The organism is Bacillus sp. DB-2 (assembly GCF_003315125.1).
Taxonomy (GTDB): domain Bacteria; phylum Bacillota; class Bacilli; order Bacillales; family Bacillaceae_G; genus Bacillus_A; species Bacillus_A mycoides.
In genome coordinates, this window is sequence record NZ_QNRN01000010.1 from 92,093 (window position 1) to 112,238 (window position 20,146).

Annotated in this window: 16 protein-coding genes and 2 pseudogenes; 2 read left to right on the plus strand and 16 right to left on the minus strand. The window is 30.0% G+C overall.

Annotation, left to right across the window (positions count from 1 at the left end):
- Nucleotides 1–244: 244 nt before the first annotated feature.
- The 7 genes from DET63_RS17930 to DET63_RS17960 all read right to left on the minus strand — a co-directional run bounded on the left by DET63_RS17930 (nucleotide 245) and on the right by DET63_RS17960 (nucleotide 8,626).
- The gene (locus tag DET63_RS17930) at nucleotides 245–1,951 is read right to left on the minus strand and encodes an ABC transporter ATP-binding protein (protein ID WP_113937369.1); all 1,707 of its coding nucleotides are present in this window, start codon (nucleotides 1,949–1,951) and stop codon (nucleotides 245–247) included.
- Nucleotides 1,941–2,492, minus strand: a complete 552-nt coding sequence (locus DET63_RS17935; RefSeq protein ID WP_113937370.1) for a DUF5823 family protein — start codon at nucleotides 2,490–2,492, stop codon at nucleotides 1,941–1,943. Before DET63_RS17935 ends, DET63_RS17930 begins: the two co-directional genes overlap by 11 nt.
- Before the next feature lie 35 nt (nucleotides 2,493–2,527).
- Nucleotides 2,528–3,844, minus strand: a complete 1,317-nt coding sequence (locus DET63_RS17940; RefSeq protein WP_113937371.1) for a lanthionine synthetase C family protein — start codon at nucleotides 3,842–3,844, stop codon at nucleotides 2,528–2,530.
- Nucleotides 3,845–3,855: 11 nt separating this feature from the next.
- Nucleotides 3,856–6,927, minus strand: coding sequence for a lantibiotic dehydratase (locus DET63_RS17945; protein WP_113937372.1), 3,072 nt, complete (start codon nucleotides 6,925–6,927; stop codon nucleotides 3,856–3,858).
- Nucleotides 6,928–6,939: 12 nt separating this feature from the next.
- Nucleotides 6,940–7,914, minus strand: a complete 975-nt coding sequence (locus DET63_RS17950; protein ID WP_113937373.1) for a S8 family peptidase — start codon at nucleotides 7,912–7,914, stop codon at nucleotides 6,940–6,942.
- A 123-nt stretch (nucleotides 7,915–8,037) separates the two neighbouring features.
- Nucleotides 8,038–8,193 carry a type A lantibiotic gene (locus tag DET63_RS17955; protein ID WP_113937374.1) on the minus strand — a complete coding sequence of 52 codons (156 nt, stop codon included), beginning with the start codon at nucleotides 8,191–8,193 and terminating at the stop codon, nucleotides 8,038–8,040.
- Between the two features lie 280 nt (nucleotides 8,194–8,473).
- Entirely contained in the window at nucleotides 8,474–8,626 is a 153-nt protein-coding gene (locus tag DET63_RS17960) for a type A lantibiotic (protein ID WP_113937375.1), read from the minus strand.
- A 1,134-nt stretch (nucleotides 8,627–9,760) separates the two neighbouring features.
- On the opposite strand from DET63_RS17960, the gene DET63_RS17970 reads away from it, so the two are divergent.
- On the plus strand, nucleotides 9,761–9,979 hold the full coding sequence (locus DET63_RS17970; protein WP_113937376.1) for a hypothetical protein: 219 nt from the start codon (nucleotides 9,761–9,763) through the stop codon (nucleotides 9,977–9,979).
- A gap of 281 nt (nucleotides 9,980–10,260) precedes the next feature.
- Here DET63_RS17970 and DET63_RS17975 read toward each other — a convergent pair.
- The 3 genes and pseudogenes from DET63_RS17975 to DET63_RS17990 all read right to left on the minus strand — a co-directional run.
- Nucleotides 10,261–10,638: pseudogene (locus tag DET63_RS17975) on the minus strand (peptidase S8); the annotation flags it as partial.
- Nucleotides 10,639–10,714: 76 nt separating this feature from the next.
- Nucleotides 10,715–11,836: an IS200/IS605 family element RNA-guided endonuclease TnpB gene (tnpB, locus tag DET63_RS17980; protein WP_113937377.1), complete on the minus strand. Its 1,122-nt coding sequence runs from the start codon at nucleotides 11,834–11,836 to the stop codon at nucleotides 10,715–10,717.
- A 204-nt stretch (nucleotides 11,837–12,040) separates the two neighbouring features.
- A pseudogene (locus DET63_RS17990) lies at nucleotides 12,041–12,559 on the minus strand (peptidase S8); the annotation flags it as partial.
- Nucleotides 12,560–12,983: 424 nt separating this feature from the next.
- Here DET63_RS17990 and DET63_RS17995 point away from each other — a divergent pair.
- Nucleotides 12,984–13,451, plus strand: a complete 468-nt coding sequence (locus DET63_RS17995) for an RsfA family transcriptional regulator (RefSeq protein ID WP_113937379.1) — start codon at nucleotides 12,984–12,986, stop codon at nucleotides 13,449–13,451.
- 179 nt (nucleotides 13,452–13,630) lie between these two features.
- Here DET63_RS17995 and DET63_RS18000 read toward each other — a convergent pair whose 3' ends face one another.
- The 6 genes from DET63_RS18000 to DET63_RS18025 form a co-directional block, all read right to left on the minus strand.
- Nucleotides 13,631–14,905, minus strand: a complete 1,275-nt coding sequence (locus tag DET63_RS18000) for an MDR family MFS transporter (RefSeq protein WP_085313271.1) — start codon at nucleotides 14,903–14,905, stop codon at nucleotides 13,631–13,633.
- A 520-nt stretch (nucleotides 14,906–15,425) separates the two neighbouring features.
- Nucleotides 15,426–16,799 carry a M28 family metallopeptidase gene (locus tag DET63_RS18005; RefSeq protein ID WP_012259914.1) on the minus strand — a complete coding sequence of 458 codons (1,374 nt, stop codon included), beginning with the start codon at nucleotides 16,797–16,799 and terminating at the stop codon, nucleotides 15,426–15,428.
- A gap of 131 nt (nucleotides 16,800–16,930) precedes the next feature.
- Nucleotides 16,931–17,866 carry an apurinic/apyrimidinic endonuclease family protein gene (locus DET63_RS18010; protein ID WP_016096893.1) on the minus strand — a complete coding sequence of 312 codons (936 nt, stop codon included), beginning with the start codon at nucleotides 17,864–17,866 and terminating at the stop codon, nucleotides 16,931–16,933.
- A gap of 11 nt (nucleotides 17,867–17,877) precedes the next feature.
- Nucleotides 17,878–18,555 (minus strand): PIG-L deacetylase family protein, encoded by a 678-nt coding sequence (locus DET63_RS18015; RefSeq protein WP_002068796.1) that lies wholly within the window; start codon nucleotides 18,553–18,555, stop codon nucleotides 17,878–17,880.
- 6 nt (nucleotides 18,556–18,561) lie between these two features.
- Entirely contained in the window at nucleotides 18,562–19,251 is a 690-nt protein-coding gene (locus DET63_RS18020; RefSeq protein ID WP_085313268.1) for a WbqC family protein, read from the minus strand.
- Nucleotides 19,252–19,254: 3 nt separating this feature from the next.
- Nucleotides 19,255–20,136 carry a peptidoglycan bridge formation glycyltransferase FemA/FemB family protein gene (locus DET63_RS18025; RefSeq protein WP_113937380.1) on the minus strand — a complete coding sequence of 294 codons (882 nt, stop codon included), beginning with the start codon at nucleotides 20,134–20,136 and terminating at the stop codon, nucleotides 19,255–19,257.
- Nucleotides 20,137–20,146: the final 10 nt, after the last annotated feature.

Here is a 20,146-nt window from a genome sequence, read left to right on the forward strand (position 1 = left end):
TGAAGGTACTTATTAATTATGTTATATCTAGGTTTTTAGATAGCTGGTGCATAAGTAAAAAAACTTATTACAATTAGCAATAATAATAAAATCTAATAAATATACACATAACCTTGTCCTTCTACAATTAAAATAATACTAACGTTAAAATTTACTTCTCATACAAAAAAACAAATAATAATTTATTCATTAAAAAAGCTTCCACCCTCAAAGTATGGAAGCTAGCGCATTCTGTTAAAACATACTATTTAATTGTTTGATAGGTTACAAAATTTTTATAACGTTCATGACTATTCAATAGTTCCTCATGAGTACCTTGACCTGTTATTTTGCCATCATCAAGGAAAATTATATGGTCAGAAGCCATGATAGTAGATAAACGATGAGCAATAATGAGAGTTGTTTTATTAGATTTTACATAATTTATAGCTCTCTCAATATGTTTTTCACTTTCACTATCTAAACTAGAAGTAGCCTCATCAAGCAAGAGAATTTCTGGATTATGTAAAAATACTCTGCATAAAGCCAATCTCTGTTTTTGTCCCCCAGATAATAGAATTCCTCTTTCTCCAACTAAGGTATCAAACTGGTTTTCAAAATTCATAATAAAGTCATATGCGTTAGCAATTTGGGCAACTGTGTGAATTTCTTCCATAGAATAAGATCTTGTTAATCCATAAGTAATATTATCGAGAACAGTTCCATTCATAACTGGAGCATTTTGCATTGCGTATCCTATTTTACCTCTCCATAAAGCTAAATCAATATTATTAATAGACTGATCTCCATACATTATATCTCCATCTTGGTACTCATACAACTTTACTAATACAGAGAAGATTGTACTTTTTCCAGCTCCTGAAGGGCCTACTAATGCAGTTACCTTATTTCTTTTAGCTACAAAACTTACGTTTTTTAATATTTCTTTCTCACCATAAGAAAATGATACATTTTGAAAACTTATATCTTGATCATACAAGGGAACAAAGCCAGCTTTATTCTCTAATTGATTTTTATAGATTTCTTGTATCCTGTCAGTAGCTCCTAAAGTCTTTTTATAATCTGTAAAAAAACTACTCAAACCAGTTAAAGGTTCTATTATTTGTAATAGATAAAACAATAAAGCTACTAATGTTCCTGTGGAAAGAGTACCAACAGATAATCTATAACCACTATAACTTAGTATACCAATAATGGTAAACATTATAATTAAAGTAATTAAAGGGTTAATAAAGGAATATAGCTTCGATTGTTTTACACCCAATCCAAAAAGTCTTTCTAATTTATCATTCCCACGTTTAATTTCTAAATTTTCTGCATTAGCTATCTTGACCAGTCTTATATCTGATAATACTCTACTTAAGATGCCACTAAATTCGGCAATAGTTTGTTGATGATTAGTAGATAAAACATAAATCTTATTGCCTAATGGAATAATAATAACAGTAGTTACAACTACTGTTATTAACATGAAAAGAGTTATTTTCCAATCCATGTAAACCATTAGACCCAAAGCTCCAAAAAATAGAATTAATTGAGATAACATAATAGGAAGTTTCATAGAAACAAAATTATTAACTATAGAACTATCCTCAATTAATCTACTCATTATCTGCCCTGTTTCCTTATCATCATAATATTTAACAGGTAAGTTAATTATATATTCCCACATGTTTTCACGTAAATCCCTTATAGTAAGCTCTCCAATATAGCTCAGAAGGTATTGTGATAACCCTTGTAGAAAAGATGCAATTATAAAAAACGAGATGACTAATAAAATTATTTTTACGGGAAGATTTGTAAAATCAATTTTATCTATTATTTCTTTTATATATATAGGAACAAGTAAACTCACAAAAACAGAGATAATTGATATTAAGATTGCAATTATAACCTTTGCGATTGGCCAATTAACAATCTTTAAAGTCTTAATTAACGAATTATTTTTCATCTACATGTTTCTCCTCCAAGCTAACTAGTAGAACAATTATCCCAGTAACTACAATAATTAAAGTATTAATAAAAGACTTAGAGAGCGTAAAAGAACCACCTGTTAAAGGTAATAATAATTTAAATGAAAGTATACTAGCTATTAAGGAAACGATTATAAATGTTAAAAGAGACATATTACTATTTTTTATGGTATGCCTTATTAACTCTTTAATACAGCCTATAGCCACAAATATAGTTAACACTATAAGAGAGACAAAATAATGTGTTAACTCTGTCTTATTAATAACTGAGTCTTCAATTATGAAAGCAAGTAACTTAGATAATAACATGCTTCCAATCAATATAATTAGAAAAGCCAATAATCCTTCCATTGTATAATCGGAAAACTTTTCCTTTTTGTTGAAGAGATAATAATTTAGTGTAGACTGGATTATATGAACTATTAATAGAGCAATAATCCACATATAATATATCCCTGGTAATTCTCCTGAAAATAGAGAAATTAAAAAATTAACTAGTGTCTTGAAAATTTCAATCATCACGAACCCCTCCAGCTGCCTTGATTTGCTAAACGTTACGATATTAGAAATATTTGATCCCATTCATTCTTGTCATGAAGCAAAGATTGAATGATAAGAAATATACCCGTTACCCCCTCTAATAATCCAATTTTATGAATTTCAACTCGTTTCTTTTCAATTATTTCATAATCAGGAAATAATATCAATTCATTATCTTTGTAGAAACTCATTAATTTTTGGAAAACATTATTTGCTATTTCTAATATCTCTGGGTCACTTACACCATATTTTATCAATCTAATGCATAACATTAGAATACCCGCAAAACCGTGACAGATAGTAGGAGATATAAGTTTGTGTTCCTCACTAGCTCTCTTTAAAAAGGTTTTAAAAAGTTCTATGGATTTTTCTTTAATATACAGATTTTCATCTGTCATAGCAGAAATGAAAAGGGCAGTGGATACACCAGGAGTTCCGTAACACCAAGCATCTCGGTGATTAAACGTATTAGTATTAATAGTATCTACCGTAACATTAGGAATATATTCTATGCCTCTATGTTCTAAAATATTTTGTAACAACCACGTTCTGATATTATTAATACTGTTCTCTAAGCCATTAAATCTATAACCTTTTATATATAAGATAGAAAGGCTGGCTAATACCCCTGATATGCCATGTGACATCCCATTATTGTAGAACCCCTCTACAAAAGCTTCTTTTTCAATATCACTTAATTGTTCATATTCAATAAACCAACGCGGTTTAGAATTATTTGTAAATGTTCCTAATTTTATGAGATATAACGATATATCTTCAATACTCTTACTTAATTCTGTATCATATAGATCATTATCAAACTCCAGAAGGACCCTTAGTATACCTGACCACCCTAATATAACATCGAAATCATCTGTGGTTACTGTATTATTAATAAGATTAGCCTGGCTTATACTTAATAATTCCTTATAATTATGTGTAATTACTTGTAGAAGTTGCTCAATTATATTTTTATATCTTTGTCCGTTTTTGGAGTTAAATTTTAATGAAATTAAAATTCCTGTTAATCCAGAAAATAAAGAAAATGAGTAAGTAGGGTTGCTTTGAATTATTGCTATGCATCTCTTTATATACTCATATGAAATTTCATCCGTACTTTGGTTGGATGTTACGTCATCAGAAACTCCTAAAGCTAAAGCTATTCCAGCATATCCTCCAGCAAGAGAAACTAGTTCTATAGCCTCAAGCCCAGGAGAAGCAGAATCGTTAATATAGCTTTCAACCTTCTCAAAGTCACTATACAATTTAATTAACTTTTGATTAATCTCATTTAATGTCTTTAATTCATTTTCATTTAGTCTAATAGTCATTTGATAACCCCTCATACTAATACATTGTATTTATATTTAATTATATTCATATATTTTTTTATGGTATGATAACACATACCTAAAATTTTATTCTCTAAATCTCTGTTTATTCCATTTAAGCGGTTACAATGCATATGAAGGATACTTGCAATAATATCAGATTTCACATTAGTAAGAACATCTTCATTTGCATCTATAAGTTCAACATATTTTCTTATAACACTGTCTCTATCATTAAATGTAGTAGGAATAATAAGCTTTTCACTCATTGGAATCTCAATATAATCATAGATGTTTGTAATAATAGGATCTAGATTTGCTTTATTTTCTCGATAGGCTTCATTATATTTTTTAGGATCTATAGCCATATTTAAAATTTCCAATTGACTTGCAAAATTTAACTTAAAACCTTTTAGGATACTCATAATGTTTAAACAACAAAATAGCTCCCTGCTTAATGGTACATCCCCTTCAAAGCTATCTGCTACAATTAATGAGTCTATACTAAAAATATCTTCGGCTTTATCTATTAAAAAATCCCCGTATCTTTCTATTTCAGGGTTATATGATACTAAATGAAAGTCATTGACTAACCCCTTTTCTCTCTCATTGGTTAACCATTCAGTAATATTACCTAAAAATGTATTATACTTTTCATTTTTCGAAAGCTTAAAACGTATTCTTAGATGAGGAGTAGGATCTGCATAACGAACGAAAAACCCTTTTTCAATCTTGTTGATATCTTTATTATGTTTATAAAATTCTTTATATCCACAAGATAAAAACTCTTCAACTCTGGAATCCACATAGTTTACACGCAAAGAAATCCAATCGCTTCCTAATAACTTTACACGGTTCCTATCATTAATGTATTGATAATTTCTATTTAAAGAATTAGTAAATTTAATTTTTTTTCGATCGGTTTGCCTAAAACTAAAGACACATTCTTCAAAACGTTTATTTGAAGAAACGAATATATCTTCTTCACATTCAAAAAGGCTTAATCTATCATTCATCTTTAACTTTGAGAATTCTTGAAAAATTATACTTAAATGTAATTTATTTTTTATATTTAGCAATAATTTATTATCATACTCGGCGAGGTAAATATAATTTGTGATGTTATTTCTAGTACACCAATCTAAGAAAACTGAGATGAATTCTTCTTCAGACATCTTTTGAGTAAATGTATGATGGAAAATCCATCGTTTTGGAGAAACAACAATATTTTTATAGACTATCTTAGGATATACGTGGCTATCATAAAAATGGTGATGTATATTTCCCCATATTCCACTGTATAGAGCACCAATATCGGCTAAAAATCGATATATAAGATTTGCATTCTCATAATTAAACATATTACTTATTTTAGGTATAATAATATTATTCGAAGAGGAATCTTTAATGTAAAATTTATTATTATTAATACCAACAACTAAATTTTCTATATCAATATTATTAGAGCAACTTTCACTAGGATTAGTACAAAGATTTATTTCACTCTTATATACACTAGGTGAATTCATAATGTTAGCTAAACTGCTATTGTCAGGATTTATCCTTAAGTCTGCAAATTTTATACTACTATCTTGATCTTCTATGAATTCATTAAAATCTTTTAATTGATTTATTTCATTTTTGTTAAACATATATTTAAATCTTCCATAGGTGTTACCTATTTGAGTAGAACCTGTATTAGGAACTAAATAAAATTTGTTTGCACCTTTGCATTGAAAATAGTTAAAATAGAGTTCTAAATCAATATTTTCTTTTTCAATATCATTTCTACTGATGTGTTTTTTAATTTCTTTAATTTTGTCTTCATCAAGAATAATATTTTCATTATTAATAAGAGCCTCGGTCTGCCATTTTTGAATTAAGTTCCTAACTGCTCTAAGGTTTTCACTTATTTGTGGTTGAGAGTTTCCATTCGTTACGTAATCATTAGGCTTTCCTAAACCTAAATCTTCGTCTAAAAGTTCCAATATCGGCACTTCTTGATAAGGACCATATTTCTCAATAAAAGAATCCTTATACGAATTAAGAACTTGAAGTGGATTTATACATCCTAGATAGCTAAATATTCTACTTAATTCTTCTAAGCTAGCTATATCTTCATCTCCTAAAGCTAACTCCGAGCTATTAGTTAATTTAGCATCTACTCTTATGTCTTTTTCTCCACATAATTTAAAGGTTTTTAAAAGTGATTTAAAATCACTTAATTCCTCAACAGAAATTTCTTCTTTAGTTAAATTAAACTTATCTAATGAAAAATCAATTTGTTTTAAATTGCCCAATAATTCGTGATTAATATTCTTTTCTTCTAAGATAGTAATGAGATACTTAAAGGGATCATTAGAAGATAATGCTGGTCTTAAATCAGAGAATAAAATATCATTATCCATTAATTTTTTTAAATAACCTTTAGATGTAGTATCTTCAGTATTAAACTCTTGATTAATTTTATCTACAAGTTGTTCAAAATTGATATCATTCCTTGTAATTTTATATATATAATCTAAAACTGGACTATTTTTAACAGTCATAATTTTCATATGCTCATCTATATTATCCTTATTATGCACATTACTTTGATATGGTAATTTCATCCTATTACCATGTTTGTAAAGAAGATTATTTAATCTAATATTCGCTTTTTTCAAAATCTCATCCTGATTTTCTAGCACTTCGACGATTTTATATATTGTGGAAAAATCTAACCTAAAATAAGCATCTATATTGAATGATCCTTTACCATTATTATTGATAGATTCAATTCCCATACCAGCGAAGAGACCAAAAGGAGTTGGCCTTGTAGACATTCTTATTAGAAATTTAGTAATACCATGTAAAAAATTCCTCTTTTTTTTAGAGTCTAAACTCTCTAACCTATTTAAAGCTTCATACATAGTAGGACTTGATATATATATAGCTAATTGTAATTTATCATCTGAGAATATCTCTTTTATCTTATTTTCGTATTCTAAAGTTGATATTTTTGAATCAAAAAGCTCTTGATACTCATTTAAAGTTAAAATGGGTTTACGATACATATATGTATTTAGTAATTGCTGCTTCACATTAATTCCTCCTTACTTAATCTCATTTAGAGCTCTATACGTATTCACTTCAACCATTGAATAATGCCTGTTTATTTGTTTACCACTTAACTTAACTAAGCTTAAAATTTCATTTCTCTTAGGTAACTTTTTATATAATCTATAGTATTTACTCAATAACAAAGCGATGGTTCCACTAAACAACGCAGACGATATGCTAGTACCCATAGTAAGAGTATAGTCTTTTGGAACTTGGTATTGATCCTCTAAATGTAACCTTGCCATTGAACGAGGTTTTGCCACAATAACAAGTCCATACTGAGAAGGAAAACCTTGTGAAAATCCACCTGATGGCATGGAGAAATCTATTCCTACTCCATAATTACTAAAAGAGGACAGTTCTCCTTTATAGTCTGTAGATGCTATAGCTATCCCCTCCGATAAATAAGCTGGAATTTTTTCAGAATCTTGTTTTATTTCTTTGCATTCATTTCCAGCAGCGCATATTACATATATCCCCTTATTAATTGCCTCCTCAACAACTTCTTTATATTCATAAATCATATCGATATCATCTATTTTATTAGATGTATAACTGATATTTATGATGTGAACATTTTCTTGAATAGCTAGTTTAATAGCATTAATAGTCCATCTTAATTCTCCATATCCATTCTTATCTACAATTTTATAACTAAGGATGCTTACTGCAGGAGCAATTCCCTTAACATTTTTCTTACCTATAATAGAACTAATTACTGCTGTCCCATGACCAGTGTAATCTTCAATATTATCTTCATAAGGTATCATTGATTTAGATTTATTAATAAGGATATTATCGTTTAATTCTGAATGAAGATAATCACAGCCACTATCCAAAATAGCAATTTTTATACTTGGGTGACCAATTTCGATATCATAAGTTTTGAATTGCTCACTTAATCTACTTGTATTCCAACAGTAAATGTTTGGTTTATAACTACTTAACTTTTCCCTGATTGTATCCATCTACATTAACACCTACCTATAAATCCATGTAAATATTCTTATATGTATATAAAAACTTTTAAAGCCTATAAAAGAATGACTCTTTTATAGGCTCCCAAATTCTAATGAATTAGATAACTCTTCTTACTTACAATTAGAGCATGAAGTAGTACAAATACAAGTTCCTGTTTTACAAATAGCCTTTGATACTTTAACAACCGTTCCCCAAGTTTGTGCAGTCATTTCAGTAGGTGTTTCCATTTTTTTATTAATATCTAAATCAAATAGTTCTTTATTCATTTCTAATTTCCCCCAAATAAGTATTTTTTTGTTCGAACAAGAATTATTATATTATTAATAATCTAATAATTCAACATAAAAATAATAAAATTTATACTTTTTTTCCTTTAAAAGTATTTTTATTGAATTTTTTTGAAGTTCTATAGAGATAATATTGATTGAAATATTCAAAAAATAAACCCTGAATGTAATGTTACTACTTTATAAATTCAATTTTAAAGCCTATAAAAGAATGACTCTTTTATAGGCTCCCAAATTCTAATGAATTAGATAACTCTTCTTACTTACAATTAGAGCATGAAGTAGTACAAACACAAGTTAATGTTTTACAAATAGTCCTTGATATAAGAATAGTTGGCACAGTTTGTGCAGTCATTTCAGTAGATGTTTCCATTTTCTTATTAATATCTAAATCAAATAATTCTTTATTCATTTCTAATTTCCCCCAAATAAGTAATTTTTTGTTCGAACAAGAATTATTATATTGTTAATAATCTAATAATTCAACATAAAAATAATAAAATTTATACTTTTTTTCCTTAAAAAGTATTTTTATTGAAATTTTTTGAAGTTTTATAGGGGAAAGAAGTTTTTTGTTAAAATATTTCAAATAAAAAAACGAATATAATGTTACTACTTTATAAATTAAATTTTGATAACTTGATAACTTGATAACAAGATTATATGCGCTCTTAATATTTGTTTATTTATTAAAAATATTTTACGGATATGTATATAAAAACTTTAAAGCCTATAAAAGAATGGCTCTTTTATAGGCTCCCAAATTCTAATGAATTAGATAACTAGTCTTACTTACAATTAGAGCATGAAGTAGTACAAATACAAGTTCCTGTTTTACAAACAGCCCTTGATACTTTAAGAATACTTCCTCAAGTTTGTGCAGTCATTTCAGTAGGTGTTTCCATTTTCTTATTAATATCTAAATCAAATAGTTCTTTATTCATTTCTAATTTCCCCCAAATAAGTATTTTTTGTTCGAACGAGAATTGTTATATTGTTAATAATCTAATAATTCAACATAAAAATTCAAAAAAAAAAGATATAATCTTACCACTTTATAAATTAAATTTTAATAATTTGATAAAAAGATTATATGCTCACTAAAAAACTTATTCGAATATTAAAAATATTCTACTAGGAATTATTCTAGCTTACTTTTAAAAACTATGCAATAAAACCTAGCATAATATAATAAAAATCAGAGGATATTTTTTACAAATGTAATCGTCAAGTAACTTTAAAAGACTTTGTTACAATAGCTTCATATATGCAAGTAATCTCTCCATCATGGTGATTTTATTTTAAATTCGCACTCCCCTAAAGAAAAAAGGAAATCTTTTCAATCATTTTGCTATTTTCTTAAAATTTTATGATCTATAATATATTCTTATATTAAGAAAGAATAAAGTTTTACTTTAATATTTTGAGTCCCCCCTTAAAAAACATATTTTCTATATTTATGACAGACATATTATAAAAAATTAACCGTATACATTTGCTATTCTAATTCGTTGACTCACTGAATACTGAATGGAGAAATTGTTTTATGTTTAAAAGATATTCAATGTTTATCATTTGTGAAACATTATTTACTTCTTTAATCGGTTGTACAACAAATAATAGCGATACTACAACCAAAAATAAGATCCCACTCCCAGACGGAAATATAGGAAGAGTACTACAAACAAGTAATGGATATGTCATTATTTTTGGCAACGAAAAAGTAATCTTTGATGTATTAGTATTTAAAAAATGGATGATGTAATAAATTATGAAAAAAGTTTAAACCAAAAATCTCTCATTAATAAGTAGTGTTGGAATGATTCTCTATTGTGCATATTAAAAGCATCCTTATCTGATATAAAATAACAAAACCTTCAGATCAAACACTCCAATATAGTTCAACCTTCATTTTACAGTAAATAGAATCCATTTAGAAAAATTGATTAAAACATTTTTCTCTTTTAACTAAAAATACAACAGATAGGATCATAAACAACTAGCTATATAAGATTCTTTTATACTAAATAGAAGAGATTTCTACAATTATTCTGGGAAAATGAAGTTAGAGCTCCCTTCACTATTAGTGGAATCCTCTATCGGAAATGTAATAGTAGTTCCTTCATTTCCTTTATTTATTTCTTGTTCCTCTGGAAATACAATGGGAGAATCATTGCTTAAGTTTGGCGAAAAGCCAAGTTTAGATACAATGGCTTTTAAATCAGGTAAAACACCAATTTTATCAGAGGCTGGATCATTGGATTTCGTTCCTGTACTAGGATCACTTAAAATATCTCTAAGCTGGCTTGGTGTATATACTTTTCCCAGATTAGTTTTTGTAATTCCTTGAATTGATGCAGCAGCAATGATAGGTGATGCACTAGATGTTCCACTAAAGCTAGAAGTATATAGATTTGTCTTGAACTACCCCCACTTTCACTTCGTTTAGAAGTGAAAGTGGGGGATTCCTAAGTAAAGAGTTCTATCGAACTCTAATTTATTAGGCTATCTCCGCAGTCCTTGCGGTTAGAAGCCTTATCGCTTCATTCTTTAGATTGATACTTGCGTTAATATCCCTATCATGATGTGTACGACAAGAAGGGCAGTCCCATTTACGTAGATTTAGATTTTTAACGTCTTTGTTTTGATATCCACAACAAGAACATAATTGGCTTGAAGCAAATGTTTTCGATACGACAATGACTTGTTTGCCGTACCATTTTGCTTTATATTCCAACATGGTTCGAAACTGTGACCATGATACCTCACTAATTGCTTTTGCTAACTTATGATTTTTTAACATATTCGATACTTGCAAATCTTCTATACCGATAACATCGTGGTTTTTGATGATTTCAGTTGAGATTTTGTCCAAGTAATCTTTTCTAGAATTCATTATATATTCATGAATTCTAGCTACCTTAATTCTTTGTTTATTCCAGCGAGAAGATCCTTTCATTCTTCTAGAAAGAACACGCTGTACTTTTGCCAACTTCTCTTCTAACGATCGAAAAAACTTCGGGTTTTTATAGGTTGTTCCATCTGACAAAATCGCGAAGTCTTTTAGCCCTACATCCATTCCAATGTAAGAAAGTGTTTTCGGGAGTTCTTGCGCTTCTGTTTCCACTAACAATGACACAAAGTATCTACCAGAAGGGTTCCTTCTAACCGTAGCATTTAAAATACGTCCCTTTACTTCACGACTTTTGGCAAATCGAACAAGACCTAGTTTTAGCAATTTTATTTTGTTGCCTACAACGGCAATGTTTTCATTTGTTTGTTTTGTGGTATAAGATTGTACGTTGTTCTTCTTAGATTTGAAACACGGGGAGCTGTTTTGTTTTTTGAAAAAGCGTGTATAAGCATCCGCAAGGTTGCGAACAGACGACTGAATCGCAATACTATCCACTTCTTTTAGCCAAACAAACTCTTTCTTCATGGCAGGGAGTTTGGCAGAGCATGTACCATATGTCAAACCTTTTCCTGTTTCCTTGTATGCATTATCCCATAGAGATAGGAAATGATTGAATACAAAACGAGAACAACCAATCGTTTTATTGATTAGAGTTGCTTGTGCTTTATTTGGATATATACGAAATTTATATGCTTTATTGATAATCATAAGTTTCACCTCCATTTCGATATATATCTACTATACAACGAACGTACATTCGACATATAGTAAAATGATCATGACAATTTGTCAAGTAACACTTTACTACCTGGCGAACAATTAAGATGGCTCTTGCCATCCCATTCATCTCCCACCTACTCACTAGGCTGTGGCCCTTCACGTTCCTTGAGGAAGGAGTCTTCTTGGCTAAAATGATAAATTGGATAAACACTCTTCAGATGGAGCTTCTTCTTCCTGTAAATATGCCGTTTCAACAAGAGATGATTTCTCAAATTGTACAAGCAATGCTTGTACATCAATATCACCTTGGGTTTCTACAATATAATAGTTTAGCAAATTAGAAGAAATATGATCAGAGTCTTTTATTTCTTTACCTAGATTTTTAATTTCTTTAGGATTTAAAGAACTAAAAAGTCGATTTATAGTTACATTTTGATATTCGGCTAAAATTCCAATTAATTCAGGGTCTTGTTTTTCTTCTTTAATGAATTTTTCTATCCCATCCTGATATGGCAAATTTGCTTCATTTTTAAATTTCAAAATTAATTGTTTAGTAACTTGCTTATGTACAATAGAATTCAATTGCTTATTTGAATAATCGTAACTAGCTGCGTAGGCAACTTCTGATTTTTCACTTGGGAGTAGTCCACCCACCCCATTAAATGCTGTTAATGCAATTGAAGAAACTAGAATTCCCTTAAAAATTTTCAAATCGTGCACCTCTTTTAATTTATATATGATTATAAAAAACTATAGATTACCTAACTTCTTTTTTATACAAGCGTCTTATATTTAGGGTTATATTTTCAACTCCATTCATTTTTTATATTCACTTATATATCATTAATACAACTAGTTCATACCTTCAAATCTATTACTTTAGTTACATAACTGTAACCAGTATAGTTACAACTATAATAAATAGTCAACCTTATTTTTTATGCAATTTCGCATTTTAAAGAGGGTATACTTCTATCAACTTACTCCTAATTATTTTAATTTGAGTCTTATTCTCCTCATATTAAACCGATCTCTTATTTAAGTATAAAACCTTTACATTTTAAGAGAAATTGGACTTCTATCATTTTAAGTAATTGCATATATGTAATTAAAGGCATATAAGGGGGATTGAAAAATGGTAATTTCAAGACAAGATTCCTGGACTAACGATAACGATTCACTTCTCGCAACAATAGTACTTCAAAATATTCGTGACGGTGGAACACAATTAGCTGCATTTAAAGAGGTAGCTAAGCAATTAGCTAGGACACCTGCTGCTTGCGGATTTCGTTGGAACTCATGCTTACGAAAACAATACGAAGAAGAAATACAACAGGCTAAACAAAATCAAAAAACTGGAAATAACAAGTCCCCCATCCAACAAACAAAAGAAACAAACTCTTTATCTATTACATTAGATGACATTATTATCTTTCTACAAAATTATAAAGCAGTGAGTGAAGTGAACGATTTACAACAGCAAATTGAATATTTAACGGCAGAGAATAAATCCCTTCTCCAACGGTTAACTACATACGAAGAAGAGTATCGTATGTTAATTAACCATATCGATAAGACAAGAAATCTGATTGTAGTCGACTAAGAAGAATCAAATTAATTTTTATCATATTAAAACCGTAGCCTGTCAAAGTTACTATGTATGAATTAATTTCAATACACTATAAATGATAATAAGCAAAGCGCACGTTTATTGTTAATAAACGTGCGCTTTACTTAATTCATAAAATAGAAATTTTTTTCAACTTGATAACACTTTTAAAATTAAGATGTTTGTTTTATAGGTATCTGTTTACTTCTATTCTCAACAAGTTTATCTAATAATAAATAAACAAATCCAGACATAACACATCCCACACCTAAGATTGTAAATAATATATGCCCTAGAAGATGCTCCAGTAATAAACCGCCTAAAAGAGGCCCTAATATATTACCTGTAATCCACTGCAGATTAGCGGCTCCCATATAAGTACCCCTCAAATGTTCTGGAGCTAAATTAGCAACGAAAGTCATTTGGACAGGTGACATAATCATTTCTCCTAAAGTATAAACTGTATAAGCTATTAATAATGAAACTAAAATAACTAAATCGTTTGTGTTTATTACTTGAAACCACTTTGGTAACCATCCTATTGCCAAAAGACCAATACCAAAAAGAATTGCGCCATATAGCATTGATTTCCCAATCGATTTGTGAGTTAACCATTTTGAAATGGGAAATTGAAAAAAAACAACTAATAGGCCATTTAACGTCATTAAATATGGAAATGGATTACTATTCCCAAAAATCATTGTCTTCTCATTACTAAAATGAAGCGGTAACATACCTTCCGATTGCGAGAATCCCATAAATATAATGATTCCTGTAACTATATAGAAAAGTAATATCCTATCCCTTATAACAACTCTTAATGTGGATCTTATTGAATTTCCAGGTGTTTCTTCATGTATCATGACATTTTTAGGTTTTGTTTCCTTTAAAAACAGTACCATTAATATTGTATAAAACAGCATGGTTCCAGAAGTAATCAAAAAGATGACATCTTTTGATACAACTACAACTGCTGCGCCAATTATAGGACCTATCGCTGCTCCTATATTATGAGCCATTCTAAGTAATCCATATGCCTCAGTTCTTTTTTCTGGTTCTGTTACATCCGTAACCATCGCAGATGCGGCTGGTTCAAAAAAAGAGTTACATAACCCTAAACCGATAGATAAGATTGCATATGCTATAAAACCATCTATGAACAAAAAAAACAGCATTAATAACCCATTACTAGCCATAGAGAGTACCATAGTTGGTTTCCGGCCATAAGTATCTGCTATATGTCCTCCAATTAACGAGCCTATACTTGCTGCAATTGGAGATAAAGCTATGATCACACCTACCTCAAGCAAAGAATCTACTTTATCCTTTAAATATAATGCGAAAAATGGCATTAACATCATCATTGCAATACCATTTAAAGCTTCTCCAATAAAGCGAATCCATACATTAAGGTCCATCCCCTTGAACTCTTTCCATGTACTTCTCATATATATCTCACCTATGCTCACTGTATATTTTTTATTACAAAATTTATGAAGTGTGAAAGCCCACGCAGGACTTTAGTCCGTCTTTAGACGTGGGATGAAAGCAGCGTTTTTGCATAGCAAAACATGGTATACTTTATTTATAGTCATGCAAAAGACTCTAAAACGACTGTTCTCTGAAAACAGAATACATATGAGGTTGGGGTAGCAAATTCTTCTACTCCGTAAAATGTATTAAGTCGTCATGCAAAAGACGTAAAAACATTTGAGAACCAATAATCTGTATGGTATGGTCACAGTACCGTAGCCCACGAACCTATATGGTCTGTTGTGGGAGTGGTGATGGCACACCGCAATCTTGCACGTCAGCGATACCAGAAATGGACTTCGCCTTTGGTAGCAAGAATCCCACTGACGTTAGTCAGCTGGCCCCTTTAGGGGTGGGAGTGTCAAGTAAAGAGCTTTATAACACTTTTACCAAAATCTAAATTTAGCAAAATAAGCTACCAATTCATAAAAATACTTATCTTTTGATAAAATAATATAAACTCGTACCAATAATCTCCAGTGCATCTTGCATACGTTGAGCCGAGATGTTCTCTAAAACGGTATCTTGAGGTGTATGGAAAACCCTTTCAACATGATAAATAAGAGGATCCCAACTCTCTACATCCATCCATATAAATAAAGCAGAGGGAATTCCAGCTTGATTAAATGGTACATGATCACTAGAATCAAACTTTCCAGTTAACACAACCGATTTCCTCAATTCTTTACTAGTAGCTACAGCAGTATTTGTTACTTCATTTTGAGAGCCATCTAACGTCATTGCATATAAATCCTTAGCCTGATGATAACTTGTTGCAATCATATCTGCATTAAACACTCCTCGAATACGTGTTTTGTCTTTAGCAGATAACTGATTAACATAATGATAAGCTCCTAAAGATTCATTTTCTTCCGCTCCAAAAGCAATAAATTGAATTTCTTTATTAGTCTCTATATCCTTAAAATTGTAAGCCAACTCTAATAAAAGCCCTACTCCAGAAGCATTATCGTTTGCTCCAGGTGCCCCGATAACACTATCATAATGAGCACTCATTATTGCTACTTCCTCATCACCTGTCGTATGTTTAGGCTTTTTTTTCGCAATAACATTTAATGAGCGCAAATTTACTTCTTGCTTTGCCTTTAAACTGACTACATTTTGATTATGTAATAACTTTTCTTTCATTCTAATCCCCTGATTATAGGCAAGTCCAAATACAGGTATCGATTGTTCCTTTTTTAAAATTGGATTAAAAGCTTCTCCATAGTTCCCTCTATCCCCAATCGTACTATATAACAACACACCTTTTGCTCCCTTTATCGCTACATGCTCAACCTGTTCATTATATTTTTCAATAGTATCGGCTTGTTCTAATAATACTATTTTCCCATGGATTGACTCAGATAAACTATTAATATTGGTCTCTTTTCCTATAAAAACTACCGAGCCAACCACCGGATTTTTAGATATAAATGCATTAGATGCTGCCCCAACCTGCCAATCTTTTTCCCCATACATACTAAAAGAAATACTTCCAATATATTGATCAGGTACAGGAAGTGCTTGATATTCAACCTCATACCCTAATTTCTGCAATGTATCTCCAATGTATTTAGCTGCTCTATGTTCTTGCATAGTCCCACTTGGCCTTGGACCAATTTTTTCAGAAAGAAAACGTATATGTTCAATGGCACGACTAGCACGAACTTGTTCTGTCACAGGAGAATACAGATTATTATTAACCATAGCATTTACTTTTACTGGTTCTCCATATGGATTACTAAAAAAGAAAAGCAATAGAATTCCAAAACTTACAATGATTTTTTTTGTAATAGCTAATTTTTTCATTTGTCCTCCCTTTTATTAGAAAACATTAATAGTAAAACCTTCCCTTCTAACATACTTATTTAGAAGAAAAGGTTTACTAAAATCATCTCTAACTTAAATTACTTGATATGATATTAAAGCAGTAACTCTTTTTATATCTTTAAAAAATTCGAGTTTGCTTGTATGCCAGTAATATTCTTTTGGAACCAATTAAGAGTCTCCCATGATTTCACTCTATTTGTGTAATCAGTCTCCTGTACTTCGAATACAATTCCTATATTTCTACTTGAAACTTGATTCTTTACTTTTAATAAAGTTTCATGTAATAAATTTTCATTAATAGAACCATTAGTCGGACTTTCTCCCTCAAAGCAGCGTACCTCACTATAAGGAATCGTCAAATGTTTAAAAGAACTAAAATGTAAATGTTTGATATGATTCATTAAATTTATATACTTATGAAAGTCTTTATACTCAATTTCCTCTTGTCTTAATAATTTAGAAATACCTAGACGTGTAAGATAAGTGATAGACCAATGGCATATATCCCACGTTATTCCAACATTAGATAAATCTAAATTTACCAAGTCATTAAAATCTTCTGGGTATACAAATATAGGATCAAAGTCATCACCTAAGTTTCCAATGATGGGTAAGTTTTCAACACCTATCCATATATTGGTTCCTTTTATTTCCTCATCTATCATTTTAAAGAACTCTATAATTCTTTTTCTATTATCAATAAGATTATACTTTTGAAATTCTGCTATGTTCATAAATTGATTAGCATGAACTGTTATACCTGCTGCGTTATATTTTATAGCAAGATTAATAAACTCATATAACTGTTTTTTTATAAATTCACTATTTAAATAGTCTGCATTATCAGTTGGAAAATGCAAGGTTAATAAAGATGGATTAAGTGTTTGAACAAAAGAAAGTACATCTGAAAACTTTGTTGTATATGACTTATCATGTAAAGATTCTCCATCAAAAATATTTGCTTCTAATCCATAACCTTGTTCAACCCATTTTAAATCAATTTGTTTGCTATCTAATCCAAAGAATGGTACCTGTGGTATTAGCATATTCTCTTCACCTACCATGTTCCTCTTACTAACATAAATGCTTCAGCCGCTTTATATCCTGACTTTGCTCCCCATACAAAAGCATTGTGCTTCATTGCTTCTATTGAACGTGGGTGAGGAAATTCCCTTAACTCCGATTCATAATGTTTCATCGCATTTAATTTTGTCTCCAAATGTTCTTCAATATTTACGAAATAATTAGGAAGAAACTTATCTTTCTCATTATAATTCCACTCAGTAGAAGATAAGGTTTCATATGCAAACACCCATTTAACATTACTATTTGGTAGAGGTCGTGTAGCTGTCATCACTGCTCTATAAACAACAGTATGATCGATATTTATATCTCCACCATATTGAGTATAAATAATCGTAGGGTTTATTTTATTAATGTGCTCTTCAATTTCTTTTACAACATCTAGTAATGGCAATGTATCAAGACGATTATCAGGAAAATCTAACCTCGCAAAACTTGTTACACCAAGTGTAGTACATGCCCCCTCCGTTTCTTTATAAGACAGGCTCTTAACCTCTAAATCTAGTTCTCTGTATTCTTTAGATCTCGAAGATTTCCCCTCTGCAAGGATTACAACATGTACATCATCACCTTGTTCCACGTGTTTTGCTATTGTTCCACCAACACCAATAATTTCATCATCCGGGTGTGCAGCAAATACTAGTACATTCATATGATTTTAAACTCCTTTAATTAATTTTTCTGTTTCCTCTGGACCACAATTTAACAAAACATCTAGCATAGATAAATGCGGTATAAACTCACCAAATAACTGTGGATAAGAATACTCTCTTATCCTTTGGTACATGATTTCTATATTTTCATGCTCAAAATCACTTTCTATTAAATAATCTTGACCTAAACTTCCAGAATAATAAGTACTGGCATTAAACTTTTGACAAAGCTCTAGTACAAAATCACTTTTTTTCCCTGTAATACCCTCTATCTCTGATGCATAATATAATTCCGTATCAATATTTAATTCTCGAATAATAAAATGAATAAAATTCATATTTAGACTGTTAAGATTGTCCCATTTTTCTGAATAAAAACCCTCTAGATAATCCTTGTATACATTGAAATAGGGCGCATTAGAGTAATTAATTCTTATTGTCTTCCAATGCTTTCTCTCCCAATCTTGTGTATTATCTATCTTTAACTTATTCAATGGGATTTCTTTATAATTTTTCATTTGCATCGGAACCGTTAACCAGGATACTCCTTGGGAAGTTTTAATACGATTTCTATTTAAAAAACCTTTCTTTTCAAATTGTGCTATATCATGAAATACAAACACATCCGATTTATGAATTTTTTCAAAAAAACCATACCAAGGTAAATAGCTTGGTTGGTGGCCACTAATAATCATAGTTTAAATCCTCTCTTTTAAACAAAAACATTTTTTCAAAGCTGCTCCCCAGTATATCTTAGGTCTAGCAATCCCTTTATTATGTGAATAGCCTAAATCCGCATACTTTAATTTATTATGAATTGCTAATTCAAACGCAACATTTAGTAGTAAGTATGAAGATTGTGTATTTTTCCCTTTGATATTATTAATATTAATCCAGTAATATAAAACTTGTTTATCCATTATAAATATACTGGAACTAATTAGTTCTTCTTCTAAGAATGCTCCTAAGAAAAGGATTCTTTCTTTTAAATTTATAAATAAATAATAAAAAAACTCTCTACTAAATGAATAACTCGCTCCTATACTGTTATTATGTTCCTGATATAAATTGTAAAATTCATCTAATTCTTCTAAGGCTATAGGCCGAATTTCAACACTCTGTTTACGGGCATATCTAACACTTGTCCTAGCTTTTCCTGAACACGATGTCCATAAATCCTCAAAATTATTTGGTAGATCTAACATATAAGTTTCTTTATACTCCCACTTTTCATCACTATAACTTTGAAAAGGATTTATTGTTATAGGTAATAAAAGCTTTTGAATTTTATTTTCAAACTTCCTATTTATTATCGATTCATAAAATGCAAAATCTATTTTATCTTGGCCAATGATTACAGGGCCTCCATAACCAATTAAACTTCCCAGCACCCTACCATCCTGTACATATATAGGAGATAAAACTACTGTACCCCTTGTTTTTATTAATACTGGAAAAAATTGAACACCAGGTAATAATTCCATTAATTTTCCCCATTCATAACAATGGAATACGGAACCATTATATTCTTCCATACAAGTATCCCAATATTGGGCATCAGTACATATTTCGATTTCCATATAATCACCT